This window comes from Pseudohalioglobus lutimaris (genome assembly GCF_002866825.1).
Lineage (GTDB): Bacteria > Pseudomonadota > Gammaproteobacteria > Pseudomonadales > Halieaceae > Halioglobus > Halioglobus lutimaris.
The window spans coordinates 26,664-52,488 of sequence record NZ_PKUS01000005.1 but is presented as its reverse complement, the minus strand read 5'-3'; the positions used below and the strand labels follow the sequence as shown (position 1 = coordinate 52,488).

22 protein-coding genes are annotated in these 25,825 nt (G+C 56.0%); 8 read left to right on the top strand and 14 right to left on the bottom strand.

The features are described 5' to 3' along the window. Positions 1-10: 10 nt before the first annotated feature. The 3 genes from C0039_RS06160 to C0039_RS06150 are packed head-to-tail and all read right to left on the bottom strand — an operon-like array spanning position 11 to position 2,049. Complete coding sequence (locus C0039_RS06160) at positions 11-970, bottom strand: glutathione S-transferase family protein (RefSeq protein WP_101517586.1); 960 nt, start codon at positions 968-970, stop codon at positions 11-13. A gap of 2 nt (positions 971-972) precedes the next feature. Continuing rightward, positions 973-1,569 (bottom strand): FMN-dependent NADH-azoreductase, encoded by a 597-nt coding sequence (locus tag C0039_RS06155; RefSeq protein WP_101517585.1) that lies wholly within the window; start codon positions 1,567-1,569, stop codon positions 973-975. A gap of 33 nt (positions 1,570-1,602) precedes the next feature. Then, positions 1,603-2,049 (bottom strand): DoxX family protein, encoded by a 447-nt coding sequence (locus tag C0039_RS06150; protein WP_101517584.1) that lies wholly within the window; start codon positions 2,047-2,049, stop codon positions 1,603-1,605. 140 nt (positions 2,050-2,189) lie between these two features. Here C0039_RS06150 and C0039_RS06145 point away from each other — a divergent pair, with 140 nt between their 5' ends. Continuing rightward, the gene (locus C0039_RS06145; RefSeq protein ID WP_101517583.1) at positions 2,190-3,092 is read left to right on the top strand and encodes a LysR substrate-binding domain-containing protein; all 903 of its coding nucleotides are present in this window, start codon (positions 2,190-2,192) and stop codon (positions 3,090-3,092) included. 205 nt (positions 3,093-3,297) lie between these two features. Further along, complete coding sequence (locus C0039_RS06140; RefSeq protein ID WP_076001833.1) at positions 3,298-3,564, top strand: DksA/TraR family C4-type zinc finger protein; 267 nt, start codon at positions 3,298-3,300, stop codon at positions 3,562-3,564. 66 nt (positions 3,565-3,630) lie between these two features. Here C0039_RS06140 and fghA read toward each other — a convergent pair whose 3' ends face one another. Further along, complete coding sequence (gene fghA / locus C0039_RS06135) at positions 3,631-4,470, bottom strand: S-formylglutathione hydrolase (RefSeq protein WP_101517582.1); 840 nt, start codon at positions 4,468-4,470, stop codon at positions 3,631-3,633. Positions 4,471-4,518: 48 nt separating this feature from the next. Then, positions 4,519-5,649 carry an S-(hydroxymethyl)glutathione dehydrogenase/class III alcohol dehydrogenase gene (locus C0039_RS06130; protein ID WP_076001835.1) on the bottom strand — a complete coding sequence of 377 codons (1,131 nt, stop codon included), beginning with the start codon at positions 5,647-5,649 and terminating at the stop codon, positions 4,519-4,521. Between the two features lie 147 nt (positions 5,650-5,796). Between C0039_RS06130 and C0039_RS06125 the strand changes: the two genes are divergently transcribed. Continuing rightward, positions 5,797-6,663 carry a LysR family transcriptional regulator gene (locus C0039_RS06125; RefSeq protein ID WP_076001836.1) on the top strand — a complete coding sequence of 289 codons (867 nt, stop codon included), beginning with the start codon at positions 5,797-5,799 and terminating at the stop codon, positions 6,661-6,663. Between the two features lie 36 nt (positions 6,664-6,699). Here the strand turns inward: C0039_RS06125 and C0039_RS06120 are convergent, their stop codons facing one another. The 4 genes from C0039_RS06120 to C0039_RS06105 all read right to left on the bottom strand — a co-directional run bounded on the left by C0039_RS06120 (position 6,700) and on the right by C0039_RS06105 (position 10,402). Further along, on the bottom strand, positions 6,700-7,119 hold the full coding sequence (locus C0039_RS06120; protein ID WP_076001837.1) for a nuclear transport factor 2 family protein: 420 nt from the start codon (positions 7,117-7,119) through the stop codon (positions 6,700-6,702). Beyond that, positions 7,116-8,024 (bottom strand): NAD-dependent epimerase/dehydratase family protein, encoded by a 909-nt coding sequence (locus tag C0039_RS06115; RefSeq protein WP_076001838.1) that lies wholly within the window; start codon positions 8,022-8,024, stop codon positions 7,116-7,118. Before C0039_RS06115 ends, C0039_RS06120 begins: the two co-directional genes overlap by 4 nt. Positions 8,025-8,102: 78 nt before the next feature. Further along, positions 8,103-8,564, bottom strand: coding sequence for a nuclear transport factor 2 family protein (locus C0039_RS06110; RefSeq protein WP_084179935.1), 462 nt, complete (start codon positions 8,562-8,564; stop codon positions 8,103-8,105). A gap of 134 nt (positions 8,565-8,698) precedes the next feature. Continuing rightward, on the bottom strand, positions 8,699-10,402 hold the full coding sequence (locus C0039_RS06105) for an N-acyl-D-amino-acid deacylase family protein (RefSeq protein ID WP_076001839.1): 1,704 nt from the start codon (positions 10,400-10,402) through the stop codon (positions 8,699-8,701). 261 nt (positions 10,403-10,663) lie between these two features. Between C0039_RS06105 and C0039_RS06100 the strand changes: the two genes are divergently transcribed. Then, entirely contained in the window at positions 10,664-11,515 is an 852-nt protein-coding gene (locus C0039_RS06100) for an SDR family NAD(P)-dependent oxidoreductase (RefSeq protein ID WP_076001840.1), read from the top strand. Between the two features lie 43 nt (positions 11,516-11,558). Here the strand turns inward: C0039_RS06100 and C0039_RS06095 are convergent, their stop codons facing one another. Continuing rightward, a complete protein-coding gene (locus tag C0039_RS06095) occupies positions 11,559-13,919 on the bottom strand; it encodes a membrane-bound PQQ-dependent dehydrogenase, glucose/quinate/shikimate family (RefSeq protein WP_101517581.1) in 2,361 nt (786 codons plus the stop codon). A gap of 210 nt (positions 13,920-14,129) precedes the next feature. On the opposite strand from C0039_RS06095, the gene C0039_RS06090 reads away from it, so the two are divergent. Together C0039_RS06090 and C0039_RS06085 are read left to right on the top strand one after the other, a co-directional pair. Then, positions 14,130-15,281 (top strand): helix-turn-helix transcriptional regulator, encoded by a 1,152-nt coding sequence (locus tag C0039_RS06090; RefSeq protein ID WP_076001842.1) that lies wholly within the window; start codon positions 14,130-14,132, stop codon positions 15,279-15,281. 101 nt (positions 15,282-15,382) lie between these two features. Continuing rightward, entirely contained in the window at positions 15,383-16,168 is a 786-nt protein-coding gene (locus C0039_RS06085) for an SDR family NAD(P)-dependent oxidoreductase (RefSeq protein ID WP_101517579.1), read from the top strand. 422 nt (positions 16,169-16,590) lie between these two features. Here C0039_RS06085 and C0039_RS06080 read toward each other — a convergent pair whose 3' ends face one another. The 4 genes from C0039_RS06080 to C0039_RS06065 all read right to left on the bottom strand — a co-directional run bounded on the left by C0039_RS06080 (position 16,591) and on the right by C0039_RS06065 (position 23,460). Next, positions 16,591-17,835, bottom strand: coding sequence for a sulfotransferase family protein (locus tag C0039_RS06080; protein WP_101517578.1), 1,245 nt, complete (start codon positions 17,833-17,835; stop codon positions 16,591-16,593). Positions 17,836-17,851: 16 nt separating this feature from the next. Next, entirely contained in the window at positions 17,852-18,685 is an 834-nt protein-coding gene (locus C0039_RS06075) for an SDR family NAD(P)-dependent oxidoreductase (RefSeq protein WP_101517577.1), read from the bottom strand. 138 nt (positions 18,686-18,823) lie between these two features. Beyond that, positions 18,824-20,818 (bottom strand): pyrroloquinoline quinone-dependent dehydrogenase, encoded by a 1,995-nt coding sequence (locus C0039_RS06070; RefSeq protein WP_133125952.1) that lies wholly within the window; start codon positions 20,816-20,818, stop codon positions 18,824-18,826. Positions 20,819-20,907: 89 nt separating this feature from the next. Beyond that, positions 20,908-23,460: a TonB-dependent receptor gene (locus C0039_RS06065; RefSeq protein ID WP_243391564.1), complete on the bottom strand. Its 2,553-nt coding sequence runs from the start codon at positions 23,458-23,460 to the stop codon at positions 20,908-20,910. 342 nt (positions 23,461-23,802) lie between these two features. Here C0039_RS06065 and C0039_RS20900 point away from each other — a divergent pair, with 342 nt between their 5' ends. Together C0039_RS20900 and C0039_RS06060 are read left to right on the top strand one after the other, a co-directional pair. Next, positions 23,803-24,048, top strand: a complete 246-nt coding sequence (locus tag C0039_RS20900; RefSeq protein ID WP_133125951.1) for a hypothetical protein — start codon at positions 23,803-23,805, stop codon at positions 24,046-24,048. Between the two features lie 112 nt (positions 24,049-24,160). Next, complete coding sequence (locus C0039_RS06060; RefSeq protein WP_101517575.1) at positions 24,161-25,762, top strand: flavin-containing monooxygenase; 1,602 nt, start codon at positions 24,161-24,163, stop codon at positions 25,760-25,762. The last annotated feature ends 63 nt before the right edge of the window (positions 25,763-25,825 follow it).

Here is a 25,825-nt window from a genome sequence, read left to right as displayed (position 1 = left end):
CTAAGTATTGTCAGACCAACTGGTCACGGTTATGTGGCAGCGTAAAATCCTGGTCCGGACCCACTGGCACCACCTGCGTTGGGTTGATGGTCACGTGACTGCTGTAGTAGTGCTGCTTGATGTGGACAAAGTCCACTGTCTGGGCAACGCCCGGGCGCTGATACAAATCCCTCAGGTAGTTGCTGATCGCCGGGTAGTCGGCAATACGCTGGCGGTTGGTTTTAAAATGCCCGTAGTAGACCGCGTCGAAGCGAATCAAGGTGGTAAAAAGACGCCAGTCCGCCTCGGTCAAGCGGTCGCCCGCAAGATAGCGTTGCTGCGTTAAGGTTTGCTCAACCCAGTCCAGCGCATCAAACAGCTTGTAATACGCTGCCTCGTAGGCCTGCTGATTGGTTGCAAACCCGGCGCGGTACACACCGTTATTGACGCCATCGTAGATACGCTCATTAATCACGTCGATCTGCGCGCGCAATGCTTCAGGGTAGTAATCACTGTCGTTGCCGGTGAGGCCGTTAAAAGCGCCGTTGAACATACGGATAATATCGGCCGATTCATTACTGACGATAGTCTGCCGCTGCTTATCCCACAGTACAGGTACCGTAACGCGGCCTTCGTAATCCGGGTTCGCTTTTAGATACAACTGATACAGATAATCCAGTCCGTACTGATCCCCCTTCAATTCCCAACCGTTGCTCAACATCAATGGCTCGACCACGGTAACATCAATCAAGTCCTGCAGGTCCTTGAGCTGACGAAAGATAAGCGTGCGGTGCGCCCAGGGACAGGCCAGTGACACGTATAAGTGATAGCGCCCGGGTTCTGCCTTGAAGCCCTCGTCACCGGTTGGCCCGGCCTCGCCATCAGCGGTCACCCAGTTGCGAAAGCGACTTTCCTGGCGGCGGAACTCACCACCACTTGAGTCCGTGTCATACCACTGATCCACCCACTGACCGTTCTGTAATAAACCCATAACTATGCTACCTCCAACTCGCGCTGCATCAGCACCGCATCAATTTGCTGCCGGGCACCTGCAATCACCAATTCTGGCGATCCCTTGGAGCCGCTGGCATCGATATGAATGACGTCGTCAACGCCCAAAAAGCGACAGATGTGTTCCATATAGCGGCTGGCGAAGTCCATGTCATTGCCAATCTGTGTGCCGCCAGACGCCGTGACAATGAACGCCCGCTTTACGGCGACCAGGCCTTCCGGCCCGTTTTCAGTGTAGCGGAATGACACGCCGGGGCGGCACACGTAGTCTATCCACTGTTTAAGATGGGTGGGCACACTGAAGTTGTACATGGGTACGCCCACTACCAGCGTATCGGCCTGCTGTAACTCGGCGATCAGTTCTTCGGACAGGGCAAGATGGCGTAGCAGGCTGGGTCGCTGATCATCATGCGTCCCGTGCACCCCCAACATATCCTGCGGACTCATCGGCGGCAGGGGGTTTTTAACCAGGTCACGTTCGATAACCGGCTGTCCCAGCTTGCGCACCAGATAGTCTGTGATGATGCGCGAGTTCGCGCCCTCCAGACGGGCGCTTGAATCAATTTTCAGTACAGTCATTAGAATTTCTCCCTTGGTTAAGCCAACAATGCTTTATCCGGCCAGTCTGTCACTGAGCAGCCGGTCAATACTGGCACTGCCTGCACCGCGAATTGCCAGGCCGACGCTCACCGCCAGCAACGCCAGGCCGAATTCGTAGCCGTTATTGGCCATAAACAAGCCGTTTGACAGATGCACCGTGACGATTGCCACCACCATGGTCAGTGCCAGCACCACGGCGGCGGGACGCAACAGCAAGCCCAGAATCAGTGCCAGGCCTCCGAAAAACTCGGCGCTACCCGCCATTGCGGCCATCAGCACACCGGGCTCCAGACCGATGGATGCCATCCACTCGCCGGTGCCCTGCAGGCCGTATCCGCCGAACCAGCCGAACAGTTTTTGTGCGCCGTGTGCGGCGAAGATCACGCCGGCGCCAATGCGCAGTGGCAGGGTGTCGTAGCCGGCTGAAGAGGCTGTGATGCGTCGTATTACATTTTCCATGATCGTCTCCTGATATAAACAAATAGGTTTGTTGAACTGACGAATACAATGTACCAATGCGTGACCGACCGAATAAGGGTGCATTTTCTTACAATATGTTCTAATTTATTGAACAATATTTTTATACTGAGGAACACTCGATGAGCCTTACCCCCATCACCCTTGATGCGTTGCAGGTACTGGACGCCATCGACCGGCGCGGCAGTTTTGCCAGGGCCGCTGAAGAGTTAGGCAAGGCAACTTCAGCGCTGTCCTATACGGTGCAGAAGCTTGAAGAACAGATGGCTGTGACCCTGTTTCAACGCCAGGGACGACGCTCGGTACTCACGCCCAGCGGCAGGCTGCTGCTCGACGAGGGACGCAAAATTCTCCGCGCCACAGCTTATCTCGCTGATCAGGTGCAGGAACTGGCTACCGGCTGGGAACCGCGATTACGCCTGGGGCTGGAGTCCACCACAGTACGTGAGCCCTTTTTTCAGGCCCTGGGCGCTTTATTGGCGGAGCAACCCAGCCTGGAAATTGATATACGTGAATGCGTGCTTGGTGGAGGATGGGAGGCACTGGAAATGGACAGCATCGATCTATTGGTAGGCGCGCCGGCACCGGTGCCTCTGCAGAAGGGGTTTCGCGCGCTGCCAATCCCTCCGGCGGACATGTTGCTGGTGGCAGCGGCCCATCACCCGCTTGGCCTCATTGCCAGGAATCCTCAGGCGATCGCGGCACAGTTACCTGACTACCGGCGAATCGTGACGCATGACACGACAAGGCATAACGTCATGCGCAGCGAAGGCTTGACCCTCGGCAAACAGGTGCTCTACGTACAGACCATGGAACAGAAGATCCAGGCGCAACTGGCAGGCCTGGGCGTAGGCCATCTGCCTCAAAAACTGATTCAGTCACATCTGGACAGCGGAGCACTGGTCAAACTGACCACCGAGGAACCGACCACCGAGGATCAGGAACGCTATATAGCCTGGAAAATCAGTAACAAAGGCAAGGCGCTCAAACGGCTCAGCCAACTATTGATGAATGAATCCTTTTAACCCGTCGCGCCTGTACGTTTACATGCATTGCCCCCGGTAACCATGAATGGCAAACCAGGGGTATCGCCTGCATCGCGCAATGGTTGGTAAATTGACCAGCGGCTCTGGCAAGACATGCTATTATGCTCGTATACAAGCACAAAACGTTTTCACTCTCTTGTGGTGCAAAGTAGCCGGGGAGTGGCGGTAGCCCGAGGGGACCATCATGGCCGGAGGTTTTGCTAAGGATGGCGCAGTTCAGGAACAGATTGATGCCAGCCTGGAGGACGAAATCAACCGCGCTCGCGATCAACTGCCCCGGGGAGAAAGCGCTTCCCACTGCGACGAGTGCGGCGTGACAATCCCCGAGGCCAGGAGAAAAGCAATTCCGGGCGTACGACTCTGCGTATCGTGCCAGGAGACTGTCGATGCTGAACGAAAGGCTTTTGCCGGTTATAACCGGCGAGGCAGCAAAGACAGTCAATTGAGATGAGCGCTCACTCATTCATTCGATAGAACGCCATATTCGCCCGTTACCCAGTGCACCCACTGGCAAAAACTAGCCGTTCAAGTGCGCGGCATGAAAGCGCAGGTGATCGTCGATAAAGCTGGCGATAAAATAGTAGCTGTGGTCGTATCCTTCCTGAAGGCGAAGTTCCAGGGGATAGGCGCTGGCCTCAGCCGCCGCTGCTAACAACTCGGGCTTGAGCTGCTCCACGAGAAAATCATCCCCCTCACCCTGGTCAACCAGCGCCGGGACAAACTGCGTGGCCCGCCGCATGAGCTCACTCGCATCATATTCGCGCCAGCTTTCCCGGTCTTTCCCGAGATAGGCGTTGAAGGCCTTTTGTCCCCAGGGGCAGTTCATAGGATTAGTAATGGGACTGAACGCTGATACCGATGCATAACGCTCCGGGTTGCGCAGCGCGATAACCAAAGCGCCGTGACCGCCCATAGAGTGACCGCTGATGGCGCGTTTGTCCGAGACCGGAAAAGTCGATTCGACCAGCCGGGGAAGCTCGTCAACCACATAATCGTACATGTGGTAGTGACTACTCCATGGCTCCTGGGTCGCGTTAACGTAAAAGCCCGCGCCCTGCCCCAGGTCGTAATTGTCGTCATCTGCCACACCCTCACCTCTCGGGCTGGTGTCCGGCACGACAATAGCTATGCCCAACTCCGCCGCCAGGCGTTGCGCACCAGCCTTGTGTATGAAGTTCTCATCCGTACACGTCAGTCCGGAAAGCCAATACAGTACCGGCACTTTGTCTCCATTAGAGGCGTTTGGCGGCAAGTAAATCGCAAACCGCATGGTACAGTTCAGCGATTCTGAATAGTGGTTGTACTGCTTGTTCCAGCCACCAAAGCTCTTATTTGAACTCACGTTTTCAATAGTCATTGCGTGTTTCCTGATATTGGCCTCCCGCAGGAGGCCGAGTTGTCGTCATTACTTGTCAAAATGGATAACGGTTCGAATACTTTCGCCCTTGTGCAAGAGATCAAAGGATTCGTTGATATCTTCCAGTCCCATGGTGTGGGTAATAAAGTCGTCCAGCTTGAACTCACCCTGCAGATAACGCTCAACATACTCAGGAAGTTCAGAGCGACCCTTGACGCCGCCAAATGCCGAGCCGCGCCAGACTCGACCGGTTACCAATTGGAAAGGACGTGTAGAAATCTCCTGACCTGCACCGGCAACGCCGATGATGACGGATTCGCCCCAACCCTTGTGGCAGCATTCCAGCGCCGAGCGCATGACATTGACATTACCAATGCATTCAAAGGAAAAGTCCACGCCGCCGTCGGTCATCTCGACAATTACATCCTGGATGTCCTTATCATGATCCTTGGGGTTAACGCAGTCGGTCGCACCCAGCTTGCGTGCCAGCTCGAACTTACTCTCATTGATGTCGATCGCGATAATCCGTGACGCTTTTGCCATGGTGGCGCCGATGATTGCGGACAGGCCGATACCGCCCAGGCCGAATACAGCCACGGTGTCGCCTTCCTGAACCTTGGCCGTTTTGGTCACCGCACCCATACCCGTGGTCACGCCGCAACCTAGCAGACAAACTTCTTCCAATGGTGCGGCAGGGTTAACCTTGGCCAGGGCGATTTCGGGCAACACCGTGTACTCGGAAAAAGTTGAGCAACCCATGTAGTGGTAAATGGGCTTACCGTCCTTGTAAAACCGGGTGGTACCATCGGGCATCAAGCCCTTACCCTGGGTTTCGCGAATCTTCTGACACAGATTGGTTTTCCCAGACAGGCAGAATTTACATTCACCACATTCGGGGGTGTAGAGCGGGATGACATGGTCACCTACTTGAACACTGGTAACACCCTCACCGACCTGCTCGACAACCCCACCACCCTCATGGCCCAGGATGCAGGGGAAAATGCCTTCCGGATCGTCGCCGGACAAGGTAAAAGCATCGGTGTGGCAGACGCCTGATGCCAGGATTTTCACCAGCACCTCGCCCTTTTTCGGCAGCATGACATCCACTTCCTCTATCGATAGTGGCTGGCCTGGTCCCCAGGCTATGGCGGCTCTTGATTTTATAAATTGCTCAGACATGTTCATTCTCACTTGTTAAGGGGATAGTTGATGGAACAGGACATTAACTATAGGCCCGATCATCATGTGGGGTAGCCATTATATTAATTTCCACATGACAAACAATTGCACTATTATGCAATTCACTTTTACTTCACGGTAACAATCATGCAATGGGAAGGCATCAGTGAGTTTGTTCATGTAGCCGAAACGGAGAGCTTCACCAGGGCCGCGAAAAGGCTGTCTATTTCGATACCACAGGTTAGCCGCCAGATCAGCGCCCTGGAAAAGCGGCTGAATATCAAGTTGTTCTATCGCACAACCCGCCGTGTTTCCCTGACTCAAGAGGGTGACATCTTTTATCAACACTGTCGTAGCGTGCTCGATGGCCTCGATGCTGCTGAACGCGCCGTGACCAACCTTCAGAGTCGACCCCAGGGTAAAATCAAGCTGACTGCGCCGGTAACATACGCCGAGCGGAAAATCCTGCCGCTGCTGAACAATTTCTTACAGCAGCACGCCGATGTCCAAATCCACGCAAACTTGACCAACCAACAGCTTGACCTTGTGGAGGAAGGTTACGACATTGCGATTCGACTGGGGAAGTTAGCCGACTCCACTTTGATGGCAAAAAAGTTGAGCAACCGCCGGAACTATGTCTGCGCGTCACCCGCCTACGTGAAACGAAATGGAACCCCCCATTCACTGTCGGAACTAGCCTCACACAATTGCCTACTGGGGACCCTTGACCACTGGCGATTCAAAGAAGACGGCCGGCAGAAACTACTTCGCGTGAGTGGAAATCTAACCTGTAATAGTGGTTCCGGGTTGATTGACGCGGCGTTGAAGGGCCTGGGACTTGTTCAACTCCCTGACTACTACGTTGAGTCACACATCGAAGATGGCAGTCTGGTGACGGCGCTGGACAAATACGCAGAAACAGGCGAAGGCGTCTGGGCGGTTTACCCGCAAAACCGGCACTTATCACCGAGAATACGTCTGCTGGTAGATTATCTGGTGGAGAACCTGGAATAACCCGTAAGACCACCGAGTTCCTTAGTCACAGGCGATTCAGCCCAGAATCGGTGCAGTGATCTCTCGCTCGTCCTGCCACACCACATTAAGGTCACGCGACAAATAGCGCGCTTCTCCACCGCGCACCTCAATCACGTCCTGGTAGCGGATGCCCATGTCCATACACAGTGAGCGGCCGTCGCGTTGGAAGAAATGCGATGCCACGCAGTAGGTCTCACCACGATACTGATCGCCCTGCCACTCCCCCGCCACCTGGCCGAGCAAATGAAAGGTGCTATCGAAGGAGCGCAAAACCGCCAGGTTAGCGATAAACACCGTCCGCGACTCCGCTGAAAACCCCGGCCCCTGCTGCGTAAATTCGGGCCACATAAGTGTCTCCATGGCGCTGAACTGGCGATCATCAACGGCCCTCGCATAGTCTGCCGCAAGGGTTGAAGGGGCATTCTCGCGATTCATTGGGATGCCTCATAGCTGGCAACGATTTCGGCAATAGCGGATCGCACACGCCCAGTTCGGTAACCAAGCTCTGCCACGCCTTCCGGGGTATAGCTGACCGTCGCGTTGCGACCGGCAAACATGATGATATCAGGCATCAGCGGGTGTTCATCACCACGCACCTCCAGCTCTTGAGAGTTGCCGGTTTCCTCACACCACATCTCGAAGTACTCTTTCCAGGTGAGGTTTTCGTCACCCACCAAATAGGCGCGGCCCGATTCACCATTTTCCAAAGCACCCTGCACTGCCTCAGCCACCGAGAGAGATGTGATGTGGTTGGTGCCGCCCTCGGGCGCCCAGAGTGGCACACCTTCCATCAGGCCCTTCGTATAGAGATAGTTGTAATGCAAATGGGGAACGTCCAGTCCCGGCAAATGCCCCAGCACGAAAGGCGCATTCAAGCTGCACACTGCAAAGCTGTCATCACTCATGGCGCGAATGGCATCGTCAGCCAGCTTGCGCGAACGCACGTAGGGGCTGGTCTCGATCTTATCCGGCGCCACCTGGGGGTAGAACGTGCCGATGTAGGCAGCACGCTTAATACCCGCCGCCCTGGCGGCCGCAAAAAAGCGCGGGATACCCTCGGTGTTGTAGCGCGTGTAAAAATCATCTTCGGTCACCGAGCCGTCCTGGGGCAGTTGGCGAATATCCACGCCTGCAGCAAACACCAACCAGTCGAAACCCGCCAAACGCCCATCGCCGACGTCGTCCTCAACGTAATGCGTGGGAATGAAAGGCAGGGCGGCCAATACAGGGGCCGCAGGGGCCGAGCGCGCCATCAGGGTCACTTCATGCCCAGCCTGCGCCAAATGTAATGCACAGTGCCCGCCGATCAACCCGGTTCCACCCACTACCAGTATCCTCATTTTCATCTCCTCAATTTATCAGACATATTCGTCGCCCTTGTCGTCGACTCACGGGCTATGTAATCAGGTGCTACGACGCTAATAGATGACGCTGGGGTCTCCTGTTAAAGCAGACCACCTGGCATCGCGTCGAACAATGCGCCAACCTTCTGGACGGCGCTCCCAGCGATCAACGTACTCGCCATTAGAGTCAAACACCTTCCCGCCGCTGTCTCCCACCGACTGGTGCCGGGCTTGCACATAGGCGCGACTGGTCGCCTCATCGCCGTGCACATCAACTAAAATACTGCCTATCAGATGTTGCGTACCTCCACAGTGATCCAGGAATCGCGTCATGTTGGCCCGCAGTGCATCTATGCCTTGCTGCTCTCCATCAGACCCGTAGTCAAAGCTAAGGTCCTGGGCAAACACGTCACCAAGCTGATCCCAACTTTTGCTGTCGAGGATCCGGGCAAAACGCGACAAACCTCGCGTGATCTCACGCTCGTCCAACAGCGCTTGCAACTGGGGCGGTGTCTGCGAATTATAGAGCTCAGTCATACATCTTTCCTTGTTAGATCCAGAATAATTGGTCACCTCTCCCGGTCATTGTAGATGCGAGCTGCTTCGATTGGAGCAGTCCATACGTCGCTGACTCAACAGAACGTAAAGCCAGAGGGACAACCTCAACACGGTCAGGGTCGTACCAGGCGTCCGGGCAATGCTCCGGTGGCCTCACCATGGCGATAAACGGGAACGCCACTAACCAGGGTCGCCACATATCCAGTCGCTCGCTGGGTGAGGCGACACCCGTTGCCTGGCAAATCGTACCTGATCTCAGGGGCGTGCAGTGACAGCCCCTCAAAGTCTATGACATTGATGTCGGCCTTCTTGCCAACCTCTAGCAGGCCTCTGTCAGTCAGCCCCATCAGGCGGGCAGTGGACGAGGTTAGACGCTTGACGATATTTTCAACGGAAAACGAGTCGCGCTGTCGATCCCTGGCCCAGTGCGTCAGGGCAAACGTAGAGTAGCTTCCATCACAAATCGTCGCCGCGTGTGCTCCACCATCACCCAGGCCTGGCACAACATGCGGATGATTAAGCATCGTGCTCACGGCATCGAGGTTACCGTTTGCGTAGTTACCCATCGCCAAATAAAAACAACTTCCCCGCTCCCCTTCAAGCAGGAGATCGTAGGCTAATTCTTCGGGTTTAATGCCCCTGGCTTTCGCGCGTCCTGCGATGCTCAATTCCCACGGTTGCTCGTAGTCTGGAGGATCACCCAGTACAAACATATAATCAAAATTGCGGACAGAGCGGCCAAGTACCAACGCGGGGTCAGGGTCAGGCGGTTCCGAGAGAATCTGCGCGCGAACCCGGGGCTCACGAAGCTTGATTAGACGTTCTGACAAAGGCAGCTCTTGCAGCGCCTGGTAAGTCGCAGTTGTATAAAACGGATTCAGGGTCAGCTCATGCCCCAGCATCACGCCTATAGCACGAGGTAGGACCTGGCCCTTAATAACGACGCCCTCTGCGTTGGCGCAATCCAGCTCCTCCAGGAGTTCCGGCCAGTGGAAAGGCCCATCGTTGCCGCTGCCAAGGGTAAACGTCAGGGGGCGCCCGGACACTCTAGCGATCGCCACCAATTCACTGAAATTTCTGCCAGGCTCATGAAGATCCTCCACAATCTGGAAAACACCTTTGCCTTTTTCCCGTAATACACCCGCCAGCGCCTGCAATTCCTCACTATTGGCATCCAGGGTCGGGATGGGCCTGCCATCGCTGGAACGGTGAAACAGGGTGCGAGACGTCGCAATCCCGATGGCACCCGCATCCAGCGCTTCGCCCAGAAGCTGACACATCCTGGCAAGATCTGCTGCGGTGGCGGGCTCGCGGTTGACGCCGCGTGCACCCATGACATACACGCGCAGCGCCGCATGGGGGAGATATGCAGCCACATCCATATCGAACTCTCGGGAGGCAACGACATCCATGTACTCCGGGAAACTCTCCCATGTCCAGGGGAGACCCTCGGCCAGAACGGGAAACGGGATATCTTCCACGCCATCCATCAAACGGATGAGTGCCTCGTGATCGTCTGGCTTACAGGGAGCGAAACCAACACCGCAGTTTCCCATGACAACCGTGGTCACACCATGGTGGGAAGAGGGACTGAGCCGGTTCTCCCATGTGACATGCCCGTCGTAGTGGGTGTGCACATCAACGAAACCCGGTGTCACCAGGTGCCCTCTTGCGTCAATCTCTTCCTTACCACCATCGAGACCGACCCCGATTGCCGCGATCAGCCCATCTTTAATGCCTATATCAGCTCGCGTACTTTCACCACCCGAACCGTCCACCACCGTACCGCCGCGGACCACCATGTCGTAAGTGCTCATGCCTGCGCTCCCTTTCTAGCCATCTGCTAATTCGCGGCCCATTTGCGTACCTTCACGAAGTATACCGCGCGGTACTATGCGAATGTCATCCATGGGATGCCAGAAGGCCAGCAGAAACCTGAGGCTTCATGACGCCGGCGAGGTTCGGACCATGAGTTTCCGGGGATGCTCAAACAGCAGTGATAGACTCCTACATTCGTAGGATGCCCTGTGTGTCTCAAAAGACCTAAGGTGTATTTGTTATTACTCGGGAGATTGCTCATGACAGATTGGAAAGGACGCGTCTGCGTTATCACCGGCGCGGGCAGCGGCATAGGAGCCGGGCTGGCCCGCTACGCGCTGCAGCAGGGCATGCACGTCATCGGCGCCGATGTCGACACGGCTGGCTTACAGCGGGTGACAGACAGCGCCCCGGAGGGTCAGGGCAGCCTCTCCACATACGAACTCGATGTCGCCAATGCCGATGCTGTAGCGAACTTTGCCGACTGGGTCTACGCAGAACATGGCAAGGTAAACCTGTTGTTCAACAACGCGGGAGTTCTGGTGGATGGAAAGTGCTGGGAGCGGCCGCTGCGTGACTGGCGCTGGATCATTGATGTGAATGTGATGGGGGTAATTCACGGGCTGCACCACTTTGTGCCGCGCATGTTACAGCAAGGCGAGCCGGCCCGGGTGATCAATACAGCATCCATAGGTGGTTTGCTCGGTGGAGGGACTTTTATGAGCCAGTATCAGACCACCAAACATGCCGTGGTGGTGCTGACAGAAAGTCTGTACAGGGAGTTGGCGCAAGAGCCCGGCGAAATAACCGCCTCGGTGCTATGTCCTGCGGAAGTGGCCACAGAAATCTGGCATTCAGAACGCCTCCGGCCTGCAGACGAGCGCGTCACACTAGGCACAGCCGAGCAAGAGTTTCACGACGCGGTCGCCAACAACGTGGCGGCGGGACCGTCGCCCGACGAGTTTGCGGCACTGGTGTTCAAGGGCATCGAAGCCGGGCAATTCTGGTTGATTCCCGACACCGCTTTCATGCCATTACTGGAACAACGCACAGACGAGATTGCGCAGCAGCGCAATCCTGACGTCGTCACAAACATCGACTTCGACCGTTGATAGTCGCCCGCCTGGAGCGGGCGGGATGGCCGCACCACTGCCTTCAGTCGGGAAGACTGAAGGCAATGACATAATCCCCAATGGTGGTCTGCATATACTGATGCCCTCCTGCGGCAATCACTACATACTGCTTGCCGTTGTCAGCCGACACAAAGCTCATCGGCGTGGCTTGACCACCCGCCGGCAGGCGGCCCTTCCACAATTCCACACCCGTTTCGATGTCGAACGCCCTGAGGTAGTCGTCCTGAGCGCCGGCAATAAACACCAATCCGCCGCGGGTGATAATAGAACCACCCTGGGTAAACGCTCCAGGCATGGCAATGCCCAACGGAGCCACGTCACGCGTGGTTCCCAAAGGACGCTGCCAGAGCAGCTCGCGACTATTCAGGTCGATCAACGACAAGCGCCCCCAGGGCGGCGCATTGCAGGGCACGCCCAACGGCGACAAGAAAGGCCGCTCGGTGCTGACCGCATAGGGCGTTCCCATTTGCGGTGAAATTGGCACATTGCGCTGATCAAAGCTGATCTGCTCCCCGGGAGGTGCTGCGTCGCGTGGCAGCAACTTCACCAGCAGCGGCATATAGGAGGAACTGACCGCCATGAGCTTTCGCGACTCATCTACGGACACGCTTCCCCAGTTCATAACACCGTTGTTACCCGGCCAGGACAGGGTTCGCTCCAAACCAGGCGGCGTAAACTTGCCTTCATAGCGCAATTGTTTAAACGCGATACGACACCAAAGCTGGTCCAGTGCCGTCGCCCCCCACATATCCTTCTCGACCATTTCAGGCGGTGTAAGACTGGGCATTCCGACGGATGCGGGCTGCGTTGGAGAGTAACGCTCACCGGGTATACTGCCGCGAGGCACAGGCTGTTCCTCGACGGCTGCCACAGGCTCGCCACTACGACGATCAAGCAGGAAAATCTCGCCGTGCTTGGTAGGCTGGATCAGTGCGGGTACCAACTCACCATCAACGGGCAGATCAATGAGTACCGGCTGGGAGGCCACATCGTAATCCCAGAGGTCGTGATGTACCGTCTGAAAAGACCAGCGCACTGATCCGGTGCTCGCCTCCAGTGCCACTACTGAACTGGAATAGCGGTCCTGCGCAGCAGTGCGCTGACCACCATAGTAATCAGGGGTGGCGTTGCCGGTGGGAATGTAGACCAGTCCCAGCGCCTCGTCGGCGCTAAACACGCTCCAGGCGTTTGGAGAACCTCGAGTATAGGGCTCTCCCGGTTGCCAGGGCCCGGCCGCGTCAGGCCGTCCGGCATCCCACGCCCAAAGCTGGCGCCCGCTGCTCACATCATAGCCCCGAACCACTCCCGGCGGCTCATCCACCGACATGTTGTCCAGTACGAAGCCACCGACTATCGCCACCTCACCGACGATGGCCGGTGGTGAAGACACCAGATAGTAGCCGGGCTTAACTTCCCCAAGACCGTCCAGCAGGGAGATTTCGCCGCCTTCACCAAAGTCCGGACAACGGTTACCCGTTGCCGCATCCAGTGCAATCAGCCGGGCATCCAATGTGGCAACGAGAATACGTTTGGCGCATGCCGCCTCAGCGTTGGCGCGCTCATGGTAGGAGACTCCGCGGCAAGCCAGCATGTAGATGCCACTCGTATTGATACCGGGGTCGTGTCGCCATCGCTCCTGCCCCGTTTCTGCGTCCAGCGCGATAACGATATTACGTGGCGAGCACAGGTAAAGGCTATCGTCGGCCTTGAGCGGCGTGGCCTGGAAACTGTAGGCATTGCGCGCCCCGGGGTAAGCTTCCGGCAAGTCTCCGGTGCGATAACTCCAGGCAACCTGCAACTGGTCGACATTATCCGGGGTTATCTGATCGGCTGGCACATAGCGCGTACCGGCCCTGGTACGGCCATAAGCGCGCCACTGCGTGGCATCTTCGGCGTCGGCGACAGCGTCAAGGGTGAGTGGGCGAGTTGGCGCCGGAGAGCCAGGCGATTCGCCCTCACCGACAAAGGCAATGGCCATCACGCCGGCAAACGCGCCGACAACAGCAAGACCCGCCCAGGGCGCCCGCGAACGCCCAGCACCCGGTAAAAATCGGCCACCGGGCCACAGAACCAGCAACAACAGGATTGTCAGCCCCAGCGGCATCCCCAATCTTGGCAATAGCAACCAGAAGTCGAGACCGGACTCGGCCAGAGCCCAAGCCAGCGTGGCCAAAGCCAGCCCCAGATACAGCCACAGTGCCAGCAATCGCCTCCTCCACACCAGCAGCGCCACAGACAGAGTAACGAGACCCGCGGGCAGGTAATACAGTGAGCCACCCAGGCTCGCGAGCCAGGCCCCACCGATGGTGAGCCAGCCGCCGATGAGGAACAGCAGCAGGCCTAGCAGCCTCGAGAACGACTTGCGGATAACATCACTATCCATTACTTGGGCTCCTCAGGGTTTTCAAAACAATAACGTGTATCACGTTCAGCTCACCTCATCCATTTGCAGGATCTGCCCATCAACGATCACTGCTTGCCGCAAACTGCTATCCGGAATTGTGTGCTAGCATATCGACTACAAAAAGACCCAACTTGTCGGTGTCGCAACGCTGACTGCCAGCCAGACCGCACCCCGATTAAGGCCAACCACATGGAGCGCAGTGCCAACTTGTCGACGCCGTATTCTCAGCGACACCCGTTGTCTGTTGAGCAATATGCATCGCTGGTTGCGGCATTATACCGGGGAAGATTTCAGGAGAAGCCCTGGGAAGACTTCCTGGCAGAGCTTCGCGACTTATGCCAGCCGTGCCTGACCGTTATCGGGCTGCGTCTTCCCACACCTGGCGATGCCGGTATCGCCTATGTAGGAGGAGCGGATTATTCGGCACAGGACATGATGAGTTTTGCCAATAAATACTCAGCACTGGCACCCCTGGTCGACTTGCCTGACGGTGAGACCGTCGCCCTGGACGACCTAGTCACCCGGGAACAGCTGCACCAGACCACTTACTACCAAACCTTTATGCAGCCTTTCAACCAGGAACAGGTGATGGGTTTCGACATACACCGTGGCGGTAAAGTAGCACTGTTCCTTCGCCTGATACGCGGCCCCGGAGAGCCGGATTTCGACAGCCGGGAGCGCGAGATATTCGCGCTGCTCAAGCCCCAGTTCAGGGAGCTTGCGCTCTGGTTGGAAACCAGCGGCAGTCTCGCGCGTAAACACGACCTCTACGAGCAAGCTTTTTCCAGTCTCGCGTTGGGCACTGTGATTCTCGATACCAACCTGTCCATCGTATATCTGAACAGCATTGCCGACCAGTTGCTAACAAGCAATAGCGGCATCGCCAGCGTAGGGGGCAAGCTTCGACTCATGCGGCGCCAGGAACACCAGCATCTGCAACAGGTTTTGGCTGACCTGCTGTGCGACAGTGTTCAGAAACTCCCCCAGGTCATCTCAATAAAAAGGGAGGAAGGTCGTTCGCCACTCTTCCTCACCATGCGACGGCTCCCATTGCAGGACCGCCTGGACGATACTCACCACATCGCCTTATACCTGAGTGACCCGGAGCTGCGTCAGATCGACCAGACACAGTTGGTTATAGAGGCGTTCGGGCTTACTCCCCAAGAGGCCCGGTTAGTCATCGCCCTGGCCAACGGGGGTACACTGGAGAACTTCGCAAACGACCTGGGTGTGAGCAAAAACACCGCCCGAACCCACCTGTATGCCAGTTTCCGCAAAGTTGGGGTGACACAACAGTCTTCCCTGGTCAGCCATGTCATCCGGGCCATCCACGGGCTGTGAAGGTCGTTCCAGACTTACCTCATGAGTATGCATGATGTCTTTTAAGCCGGGCAAGATCACCATGGTCACTCGCTGATAATGTATCGAGCTGGAGATAAGCTATGTATGAAGATCTGAAGGACAAGGTCGCCGTAATCACCGGCGCGGGCAGCGGCATCGGTCGCGCCACAGCGCAGTTGCTCAGCAGTGAGGGCTGCAAGCTGGTATTAAACGACCTCAGCACAGGAAACGCCGAAGCGACACGAATGTCACTCGCTTCACCGGATGGAGCGGTTATCCTGAGCGCAGATATTGGCGATCCCGATACTGCCGGCCAGTTGACGAAACTTGCAACCGACAACTTTGGCGCGCTGCACATCTGGGTCAACAACGCCGCGCTCTCATTATTCGGGCCGCTTGTGGATTGCAGCGATAAAGATTGGGACGCTGTGTTCAAGGTCACACTAAATGGTGCTTTCTACGGTGTGCGCAGCGCTATTGCTGCGATGCGCCAGAATGAAGGACCCCAGCGTGGAGCCATCGTCAACATCGCCTCGGGCGCGGCCCTAGGTGGCGAAGAGGGACTGGGCTCCTACGGGGCAGCCAAGGCAGCCCTTGTAAACCTGACCCACACTGTCGCTGTGGAGAACGCGCGCGACGGCATTCGCTGCAATGTCATCCTGCCCGGGCCCATCGCCACACCGCCGATGCTCGCAGCGGCAGCCCAATCGCCCGGTGGTGTGGAGGGCTGGGCCGCCCAGACCGTACCTGGCCGCCTGGGCGAACCCGAAGAAATCGCCAACGCAATCTGCTTTCTGGTCTCTCAACAGGCTTCCTACATCAACGGCACAATGCTGCGTGTTGACGGAGGCGTCTCGGCGCGCACTAACTCACCGCGCTTTGATTGAAACACTGCACCCGGTGCGTCACATGCCCCTGTCATAGTGATATGCCCGCCGTTTAACGCCTTCATCGTGAGCCTGGCTGACCTTACCTGGTATGTATCTCCACATGCGGAACTACCTGCTGAAAAGTTCTTCAGTGTGCGCCAACTCAGGCCCGCCTCAAAACCGCTTGACCGTGAGAGCAAGAAATATGCCTCATTAGGTGCGAGCGGCAGCGCCCTACCAGGGCGCAACGCAGCTTGTTTTATGCCACGCAATTCGTTCCAGCGCCAGGTCAAACCATTCAGTCATGGGCAGATCGATGGTCTCGAACGGAACGAGATAGTCGTATTTCACCGGGATACACGCCTTTACAGGCCCACCGTATTGCTGCCACCAATGGTGGGACAAGCGCGGACTAGCTTTAGAGGCTAAAACCCGTTTGCTTACGTTTCATCCGGTACACCAAAGTACTGCTGATAGCGTTGGAACAGGGCGCGCTTGCGGTTACGCTCCTGTTCGTCGTCTCCTTCATAGAGGTGCTTACCAAATTTCCCCTGGGGTTTTTGCGCGAGATAACTGTGCATGGCTTGTCGAGAGTTGTCACTGAACGGAAGCCCCATATCAGTGTACAGACGCTGTAAAGTATCCAGTGGTTGCTGCACCAGTTGTGCGTAAAGTACATGGCTTACACGATCCTTCGGAACTTCCCCCGATTCAAGAAGTTCTACAACGCCATCAAGGCGAGCCGAGCCCGCCTCTGGCGTCATGAGACTCTCGAAGGCACTGGCGTCGAAGTCTTGACTGCTGCGCATCCAATACAGCGTGCCCAGTAAACTGGTCACCGAAGCCTGAGCCACCAGTGGGTCCCGGTGAGAAATAACAACACGGGCATCGGGAAAATTGCGCAACAGTACCGGCAGGTTGCCCAGGTGGCTGGGAGCCTTGAGCAACCAATGTCGCCGCGGGTTCTTCCACTGAAGGACTTTAAGCATTCGCTTGTAGTAGGCGTAGGCATAATCCAGTTCTTGCTGGTAGTACCATTCGTTGTAGCCAGGTATCTGATACTGGCCCGGCAGGTTCTCACTGAGGAAGGTGCAACTCATGGCCACAATGCACTCATTGGGTATATTAGCGCCCATCTCATGCATCGAGGCGTAGCTGGGAGCCACTCGATTCCACTGGGTTACCAGATGCTCACAGCGTTCTATGCGCGGGTCAGTTTCATAACTCGCCGCTTCCGGTGGTGGGTAGGGAAACATAATCTCCCAGTTTCGCGGGGAACCAAACTGGTCATCCTGCGCCAGTAACTCGAATAGAATAGACGTGCCCGAACGTGGCAATCCGGTCACGACGACCGGACTGTCAATAATTTCATCTTCTATTTCGGGATGCTGCGCATACGCAGCCTCAATACCTAAGCGAGCTTCCAACCAGCGCAAAATGTCCGACCGGGTCATCAGCCGACCCAGCAGGTGCAGGTCGGCCTCTTCATTGACCGATTTAATAAAGACGTCAAAGCCTTCCCGCCACTCGTCACTGCCGAAGTCGTCAAAACCCGTGTTACGCCTGGCGGTGTCCATAAGCTCCGATGCTTCCAGCGGCACCAGGCTTTCGATATCCATGTGACGGCCCTCGTCGATAATCTGACGAACCCACTCGGGGCGTTCTGGCGGAGTCCATTTACTCATAATACAGTTACTCTCATTAAGGCATGTAAGCGCCGCCGCTAACGGAAATCAGCTGGCCCGTCACATATCCCGAAAGATCAGAAGCGAGGAACAGCGTCAGCCAGGCGATATCCTCCGGGCGCCCGAGACGCGGAATCGGTAAGCCGCTCATATTGTACAAAGTACCATCTTCAAGGGCCTGTTCCATGTCCTGGGGCTTACCCATGGTGTCGAATCCGAAGCGGTTCCAGAAACTCCCGCTACCGACTTCATCTGCATTGCGGGGCACGATCCACCCGGGACAGATGTTGTTCACCCGTACGCCCTTACGAGCCCACTCCCATGCAAGACCTTTACTGAAGCTGTTCACGAAGCCTTTCACACCACCATAGTGAACAATATCGGCCGCGGCTTCGCCGAGCAGCGATGAATTAGAGGAAATATTGATCACACTGCCGGACTTGCGCGACAACATGTCTTCTGCCACTGCCTGGCAACAGTTCACCACCCCGTCCACATTCAATGCAATTTCCCAGCGTCGCGCTTCCTCATCAAGTTCCTCAAAAGCCGATGGATGGGCGACGCCCCCGGCGTTGTTCACCAGGACATCAATCGGGCCAAACTCGGAGTGGGCCACAGCCACCGCCGCATCGACGCTGGCCCGGTCTGTTACATCGGTAGACACCGCCACGATACGCCCGGCCAGTCCCTGCTCTACCGCTTCCATTGCCAGCGCATCGCCTGTCGCCTTATCGCGTGAAGCGCTGACCACATTAACGCCCTCTCGAGCGAACTCCAGCACCAGGCCTCGGCCTATGCCACCGCTACCGCCGGTGATCAATGCGGTTTTGCCTTGCAATCTCAGATCCATACCAATATTCCTCCAATATTCCTGCTAGCGGACTTTACTCAGGTTCAGACGCCGGAGCACTGAATAACCCTCCTGCGGCGTGGTGCTGTTGGTAACGCTCTTTCAGAGGCACTCATAGTATTGATATTAGCAGGCAGGCTAGCCTCCACCTCTGGAAGTTTGACCTGCGCGGGCTCGGGCAGGGGACAGTGAGTATGCGACCAACGAGTCTCCCTCTCTGGAGCCCATATAATTGTTGCCACCCGCCGCGATCACCACATACTGACTGCCATTTTCCAGTTCATAAGTCATTGGCGTGGCGTGCCCGCCGGCTGGCAAGCGGTCTCGCCAAAGCTCCAGGCCCGTTGCCGTTTCAAAGGCGCGAATATATGAGTCTGTCGTCGCAGCGATGAACGTTAACCCACTCGCGGTAACCAGGGAACCACCACTGTTGGGCACGCCCAGGTTCATCCACAGCGGGAACGGCGCCAGATCCCGCAGGTTACCCAAAGGCACCTCCCAGCGCTTCTTCCCCGAGGGAAACTCAATTGCGGTGAGCACCCCCCAGGGCGGGCGATTGCAAGGCGCACCCAGCGGCGACAGCATTGGGCTGCGTTCCACCGCGAAGGGGGTACCCAGTTGCGGCTCAACCAGCTTTCTGCGGGCCTCCTCGTCCAGTGACTCACGCGGTATTAATGTAACGATCGTTGGCAGTCGGGATGTATTCGCGATAAGGAGATTACGCTGCGGGTCCCAGCTCACTCCGCCCCAATTACTTCCGCCCATATAGCCCGGATACACCAATGTAGGCTGCGTGCTGATCGGGGTAAATAGCCCCTCGTTGTTTAGCTCTCGGAGCTTCCGCTTACAGGCTTGTTTATCGAACCACACAAAGCCGAACATATCCTCTTCCGAAAGACCCAGCGGATGTAATGGTTGGGGCAGTATGGGGAACGGCTGAGTAGGCGAAAGCGCTTCTGGCGCTGGACCACCGCCCGGAACAGGACGCTCCTCTACGGGCAATATTGGCTCGCCAGTTTCCCGATTGAGTACAAAAAGAAACCCGGTTTTGTTGGCCTGAACAAGGGCGGGCACCGGGCCATCGTCGCCGGGAAAATCAAACAGCAAAGGTTGTGCGGGTACATCATAATCCCAAATGTCGTTGTGCACCGTCTGGAAGCGCCATGCCAACTCACCGGTGTCGGTGTGCAACGCGATCACAGAGCTACCATAGTAGTCCGAACCCTTGCGCCCTCCTCCGTAGTAATCCCCGGCCGGGTTTCCAGTGGGGACAAACACCAGTTTACGCTCTGGGTCCGCGGAAAATGGTGCCCAGGCGTTGGGCGATCCGGGCCTGAATCCCACAGGCATGCGCAGGTTCTCCTGCAGCGGATCCCAGGCCCAGATCAGTTCACCGGATCGCGCATCGTAGGCGCGTACCACACCGCTGGGAACCTCGTCGTGCTGCAGGTCAGTGACTAACGCCCCGGTAATAACTTTGTTGCCAATCACCTGAGGTGGCGAGGTGACAATATAATCACCCCCATCAACGTTTTCGAAATCGGCGGTTAGATCGACTTCTCCATCATCACCGAACTCTGGGCAGGGTAGGCCAGTCCTCGCGTCCAACGCGAGCAACCTACCATCTACGGTACCGGCAAGAATTCGGGTTGGGCAGCTATCACCGGGTTTTGCTGCCGTGTCCGCGTGATAACTGACGCCCCGGCATTTGATACTGAATACTCCTTCCAGATCAGGTTTGGCAGCAAAGGCCCATTTTTCTTCCCCGGTCGCCGGATCCAGTGCTATCACTTGATTGAGCGGAGAACAGAAATAGAGCGTATCCTGCGCCAATATCGGGGTAGCCTGAAAGCCCCGGGTGCTGAAGGCATCAAAACTTGCTGGATCGAGGTCGCCGGTGTGGTATTCCCAGGCCTTGCGCAGCTGCTTGACGTTCCCGGGGGTGATGGTCTCCAACGCTGTAAACCGGCTCCCGCCCGCATCACCGCCAAAGTGCATCCAGGTGGTCGCCGCAGGCGATCCTGCATTGGCCAGCGCAATAGACGGATCGACCCCTTTTTCACAGCCACCCACGGCCACAGCCAGAGCTGCCCCTGCCAGCAGGCGATTTACTGTGGAGTACGTCAGTTTCATTGCGCTAGAACCCCTGTTACCACAGTGTTTATGATACCGCACAGCTACTTTCAGCTATGGGAATCTGCGCTGTATGCTGCAGCTTCGTTTCAGTATTCGTAGCTAAACTCCAGGCCATAGGTTCGAGGCGGACCGTACTGCTCAGTTACCAGGCCCAAGCCACCGAAGTTGATCGAGTAAGTGGGATAATCATCGTCGAGCAAATTCTTGCCCCATAGGGTGACGCGCAAAGTGCTATCCCCAAAGCGAATATTCTCCAAACTCAAACGCGCATCTACGAGTGTGCGAGCATCCATACCAATCTGGTCATAGATAACTGGATCACCACCGACGACACCAGACCACAGGGCATTTTCTACCGATTCGCTCTGGTAGTTCACCTGAACATAGCCACGAATATCACCAAACCCTGTGCGGCCAAAGATGTAATCAAGCGCCAGGTTTACCTGTGTATCAGGCGACTGGCGTCTAGCATCGTCGGTAGTGTCCAGACACGTAATCGGTACGTTGGTACCGCAAATCTGTCCATATTCTTCGAAGTCACCGTGTATATAGGCATAGGAAAAGCTGACGATCAGGTCCTCAACAGGAGCCGCCGTTACCTCAATCTCCCCACCCCAGCGTTCTGCCGCACCGGCATTGGCAATTTGCGTTGTCGCAGCACCGTTCACAACCTTTGACTGCGTGACCTGAAGATCGTCGTAAGTGTAGCTATACAGCGACGCGTTGACGCGAAGACGATTATCCCACCAATCACTTTTAAGACCAATTTCATATTGCTCAATGGTCTCTTCATCATAGGAATTATCAAAGATCTCCCCATTGAATCCACCACTGCGATAGCCGGTTGAGTAGGTCAAATACGTGTTGATATCGTCACTTGCCTGATACGAAACCGTGAAATTGCCGCTGATATTGTCGAACTCTTCTTCGCGACTGACAGACATTGCAGGCGTTACACCGAACGGAGTTACCACTTCGCCATAGTTGTAATCAATAGACTTTTCTTCTTCGGTGTAGCGCAGACCACCTGTAAGTGACAATCGCTCATCCAACCAGCCTGGCGTCCATGTGGCTTGCGCAAAAAAAGCCAACGCATCGGTAGCGTTATCATAGTACTGGTCCGCACCAATACCATTAAGTGGAGCTGCAAAGGTGGCGTTACGTCGGTACTCCCCCTCATCCTCAAAGTAGTACACGCCAAGCACATAGTTAAGTCGATCGGTCGAGCCAACCATTTGTAGCTCTTGAGACCATTGATCGTAATTCGTGAGCGTGTTCTGCAGCGTGTGAAACGCGCCTCCGCTGTCGATAGCGCTCCAGAGCCCGTCCAGCAGCGGGAAAGCGAACCCTGAAGAACCGGCGTAGAACTGGCCCAACGTCAGGTGGACGAGGTCAGAATAGGCGCCAATACCGTCTTCGTCGATCCGCGAATCGATGTCCTCCAGGTCACCCGTTACAAAAGTTTCCAGTTCACGCCGTGCACTGATAGATCGAAAAGATACGTCACCCAGCGCGCCAAGGTTACCAGCGTCCCACTCAAGCGTAAGTGAATGTCCGCTCACTTCATTGTAGGTGCTCGGTGAGAAATCCGCCCTCCCTGAACTCGCGCGACCCTGCCCCTGGGCTTCGGCTTTCTGGTAGGCAGAAATCGTTTCCTGCAAAGAGGGAATCCAGCGCTCGGTGAGACGCGGATCGGACCCCGGTATCGTTGCCCAATTCTGTGCCGCCGCCACCAGTCCCTGCATTGCATCTATGCGGCCAATCGTTCCGGCGGCATCGACCTTGGTAAAACCCACGGTTTGCTGCAGCGGCAGAGCTTCATCGAGCTCGCTTTCATCATAGGAGTAATCCACATGAAATGAATCGCTAAAAGTCCAGCGCGCGGCGATTTGCCAGGCCTGGCGATCGATATCATCGAAATCGTCCCCACCTGGGCTGTCGTTGTCATACAACGCATCTTGTAAGCGCGTCTGATAACCGAAATTCAAAGCCAACTCACCGAGCCCTTCACCGACCTGTCCGATCGCTGGCGTATCGAGGTTGACCTTGAATTGACGAGAATCGTAATTGCCAATACTAGCAGTGGCGCGCAAGCCAAACTCACCCGTTGGCTTCCTGGTAATCACATTGACCGCGCCACCGGTCGAATTACGGCCATAGAGGGTACCCTGCGGGCCGCGAAGCACTTCGATACGTTCGATTTCAGCGACATCCATCGCAGAACCTACCTGCTTACCAATGTAGACACCGTTCATATAGAGCGCGATGGCTGGGTCGATCGACAGGTTGGCTGGCGAGCCACCTATAATTCCACGCATGTTCAGTGCGACAGCGGAGCGCGACCCCGGAGAGCTGAACCCCGAAAGCCCCGGTATTTGTCCCATTAGATCTTCAGTGTTAGCGACACCTCGATTTTCAATAGCGCTCTCGCCCAGTGCCGTGATGGAGATAGGGGTTTCCTGAAGTGATTCCTCGCGCTTCTGCGCAGTTACCACGACCTCCTCGAGGCCAGTTACTTGCGAAAACACGGGTGAGGAGCCAATTGCTGCCGCCACGGCCAGAGAAAGAACGGATACGGGGTACCCTCGGTATTTCAATATTTGCATATGAACCTCTGTAAGGGGGTCTTCAGATTTCAATTATTGTTAGACTGTTTAGCGTCACGGTCCATGGAGCTGGATCATCCGCTGTGACTTGCTGATGCCTTATCGATATATGACCGGGTCACTCCTGTATTTAGCGTCCTTTGGGCAATATATGAGAAAGCGTGTGGTAGCTAACTCCCGTGGGCAGGATTCAGCACTCAAATTGACTATACGTCCGGCCCAAGGCAGGAATCCTCATACGAATGCACTAGCATCAAATCAGAAACATGGGCCGTAGTTTTGCCCGGCCTGGCGGCGGCAAACGCTCGGCCACTCGCTCCATATCATCTTCGTTCACGGCGCGCTGCAGAATTTCTGCCTTTCAAGGCGGGGAGCGTGGAGTACCCTATAGTACATATACAGGATGTATATTTCGTGGCGGGAGCGCTAATGTATGTGGCTCAACACGCTCAAGGGCATAGCGATGGACGTAAGCGCGCCAGAATGATCTTTGAGGGTATTCGTAAAGAACAGTTCTGGATATTTGCGCATGATGACGTCAAAGCCAGTTACCAGGCCCGCGTAGACAGCGTTATCGAGCCTACCAACCCGGAGTATCAGATCTACGTGACCCCGGAGTGACTCAGTTGGCAGCGTTACTATCAGGACATGCTCGTGAATACGGGGCAGAAAATTTCAACAGGTCGCTGTTCTTTGAACAGATAAAAAGCACTTCCAGCTACGGGGTATTCTCATGAGCAGTGAAAATGTCGAGAACGTTGATATCGTTATTATTGGTGCCGGTTTCTCAGGAATGTATGCCCTGCACCGTCTACGCAACCACAACGTCGTTTGCCTGGAAGCCGGTGAAGGCGTTGGTGGCACCTGGTACTGGAACCGCTACCCTGGCGCACGAGTGGATATAGAGAGCGTCGAGTATTCGTATAGCTTCGACGAGGAGCTGCAGCAGGAATGGAGCTGGCCAGAGTACTTCTCCGCCCAGCCGGACCTTGAGCGCTACGCCAACCACGTGGCTGATCGCTTCAATCTGCGCGAGCGCATCCGCTTTTCAAATCCCGTAAAAAGCATGCGTTTCAACCAGGATGAGAATCTGTGGCACGTCTACACGGCACAAGGTAATCATCTGGTATGCCGCTACGTGATTGCAGCAACTGGCAGTCTCACAGCACCAAACATGCCGCCCTGGCCGGGCCGGGAAGCGTTCAAGGGCGACATATACCATACTGCCAGGTGGCCAGCTGAGGGTGTGGATTTTTCAGGGAAGCGGGTCGGTTTCATCGGCACGGGCTCCACCGGCATTCAGGCTATGCCAATCATTGCGGAACAGGCAGAGGAACTGTACGTATTTCAGCGCACCCCTGCCTTCTGCATGCCCTCGGGTAACAGACCTCTCGATGAGGAGTATGAACGAGACTGGAAAGACAACTATCAGGAACGCCGCAGGCAGATGCTGGACACCTATGGTGCGTCGCTCATCAAGCAGCCGGAATTTTCTGCGCACGAGTGCACCGCCGAACAGCGTGAAGACATTCTGGAGCAGGCCTGGAAATCGCAAAGCGCGTTTCAGCTGATTCTGGCATTTAGCGATGTAATGACCGACCCCGAAGTCAACGAAATGGTCTGCGAGTTCGCGCGCAACAAAATCCGCTCAATAGTAAAAGACCCAGAGGTCGCAGAGTTACTGTGCCCAACGAGCTACCCCATAGGCGGCAAGCGACTGTGCATAGGAAACGGTTACTTCGAAATGTATAACCGCGGGAATGTCACTTTAGTTGATGTAAAAAAAGCGCCAATCATCGAATTTACCGAAACAGGGTTGCGCACGGAGGCCGCCCAGTACGACCTGGACATTATCATTACGGCCACCGGTTTTGACGCAGTTACCGGCGCCATGGAGCGGATAGATATCGAGGGCTGCAACAACCGCAAGCTGGTCGAGAAGTGGGCCGACGGTCCCACCACCTACCTTGGCGCGATGGTGTCCGGCTTTCCCAATCTATTTATGATACACGGCCCTTCCACTCCCGCAGCGCAGGCGCAAATGATCACTTCCGGTGAATGGCAGGTGAACTGGACCGCCGACATTATCGACAACATGGAGCAAGAAGGTTTATCACGCATCGATGTCACCGAGGAAGCTGAACAGAGTTGGGCGCAGGAGGTAAACATGGTTTCAGAACAGACCCTGCATAAGCTTGCTGACTCCTGGTACAACGCTAAAAACATCGAAGGCAAGAAGGGAGGAATGATGATCTACGTTGGCGGTTTCCCTCGCTTCTCGGAGCTGTGTGAGGCCGCCATTGCCGACGGTTACAAGGGCTTTACCAGAGAGTAACCGTGCTGGCGGTGGGAGGGCATTATCAACCGGGTACGGATGGATGCCGGTTCACTGGTAATT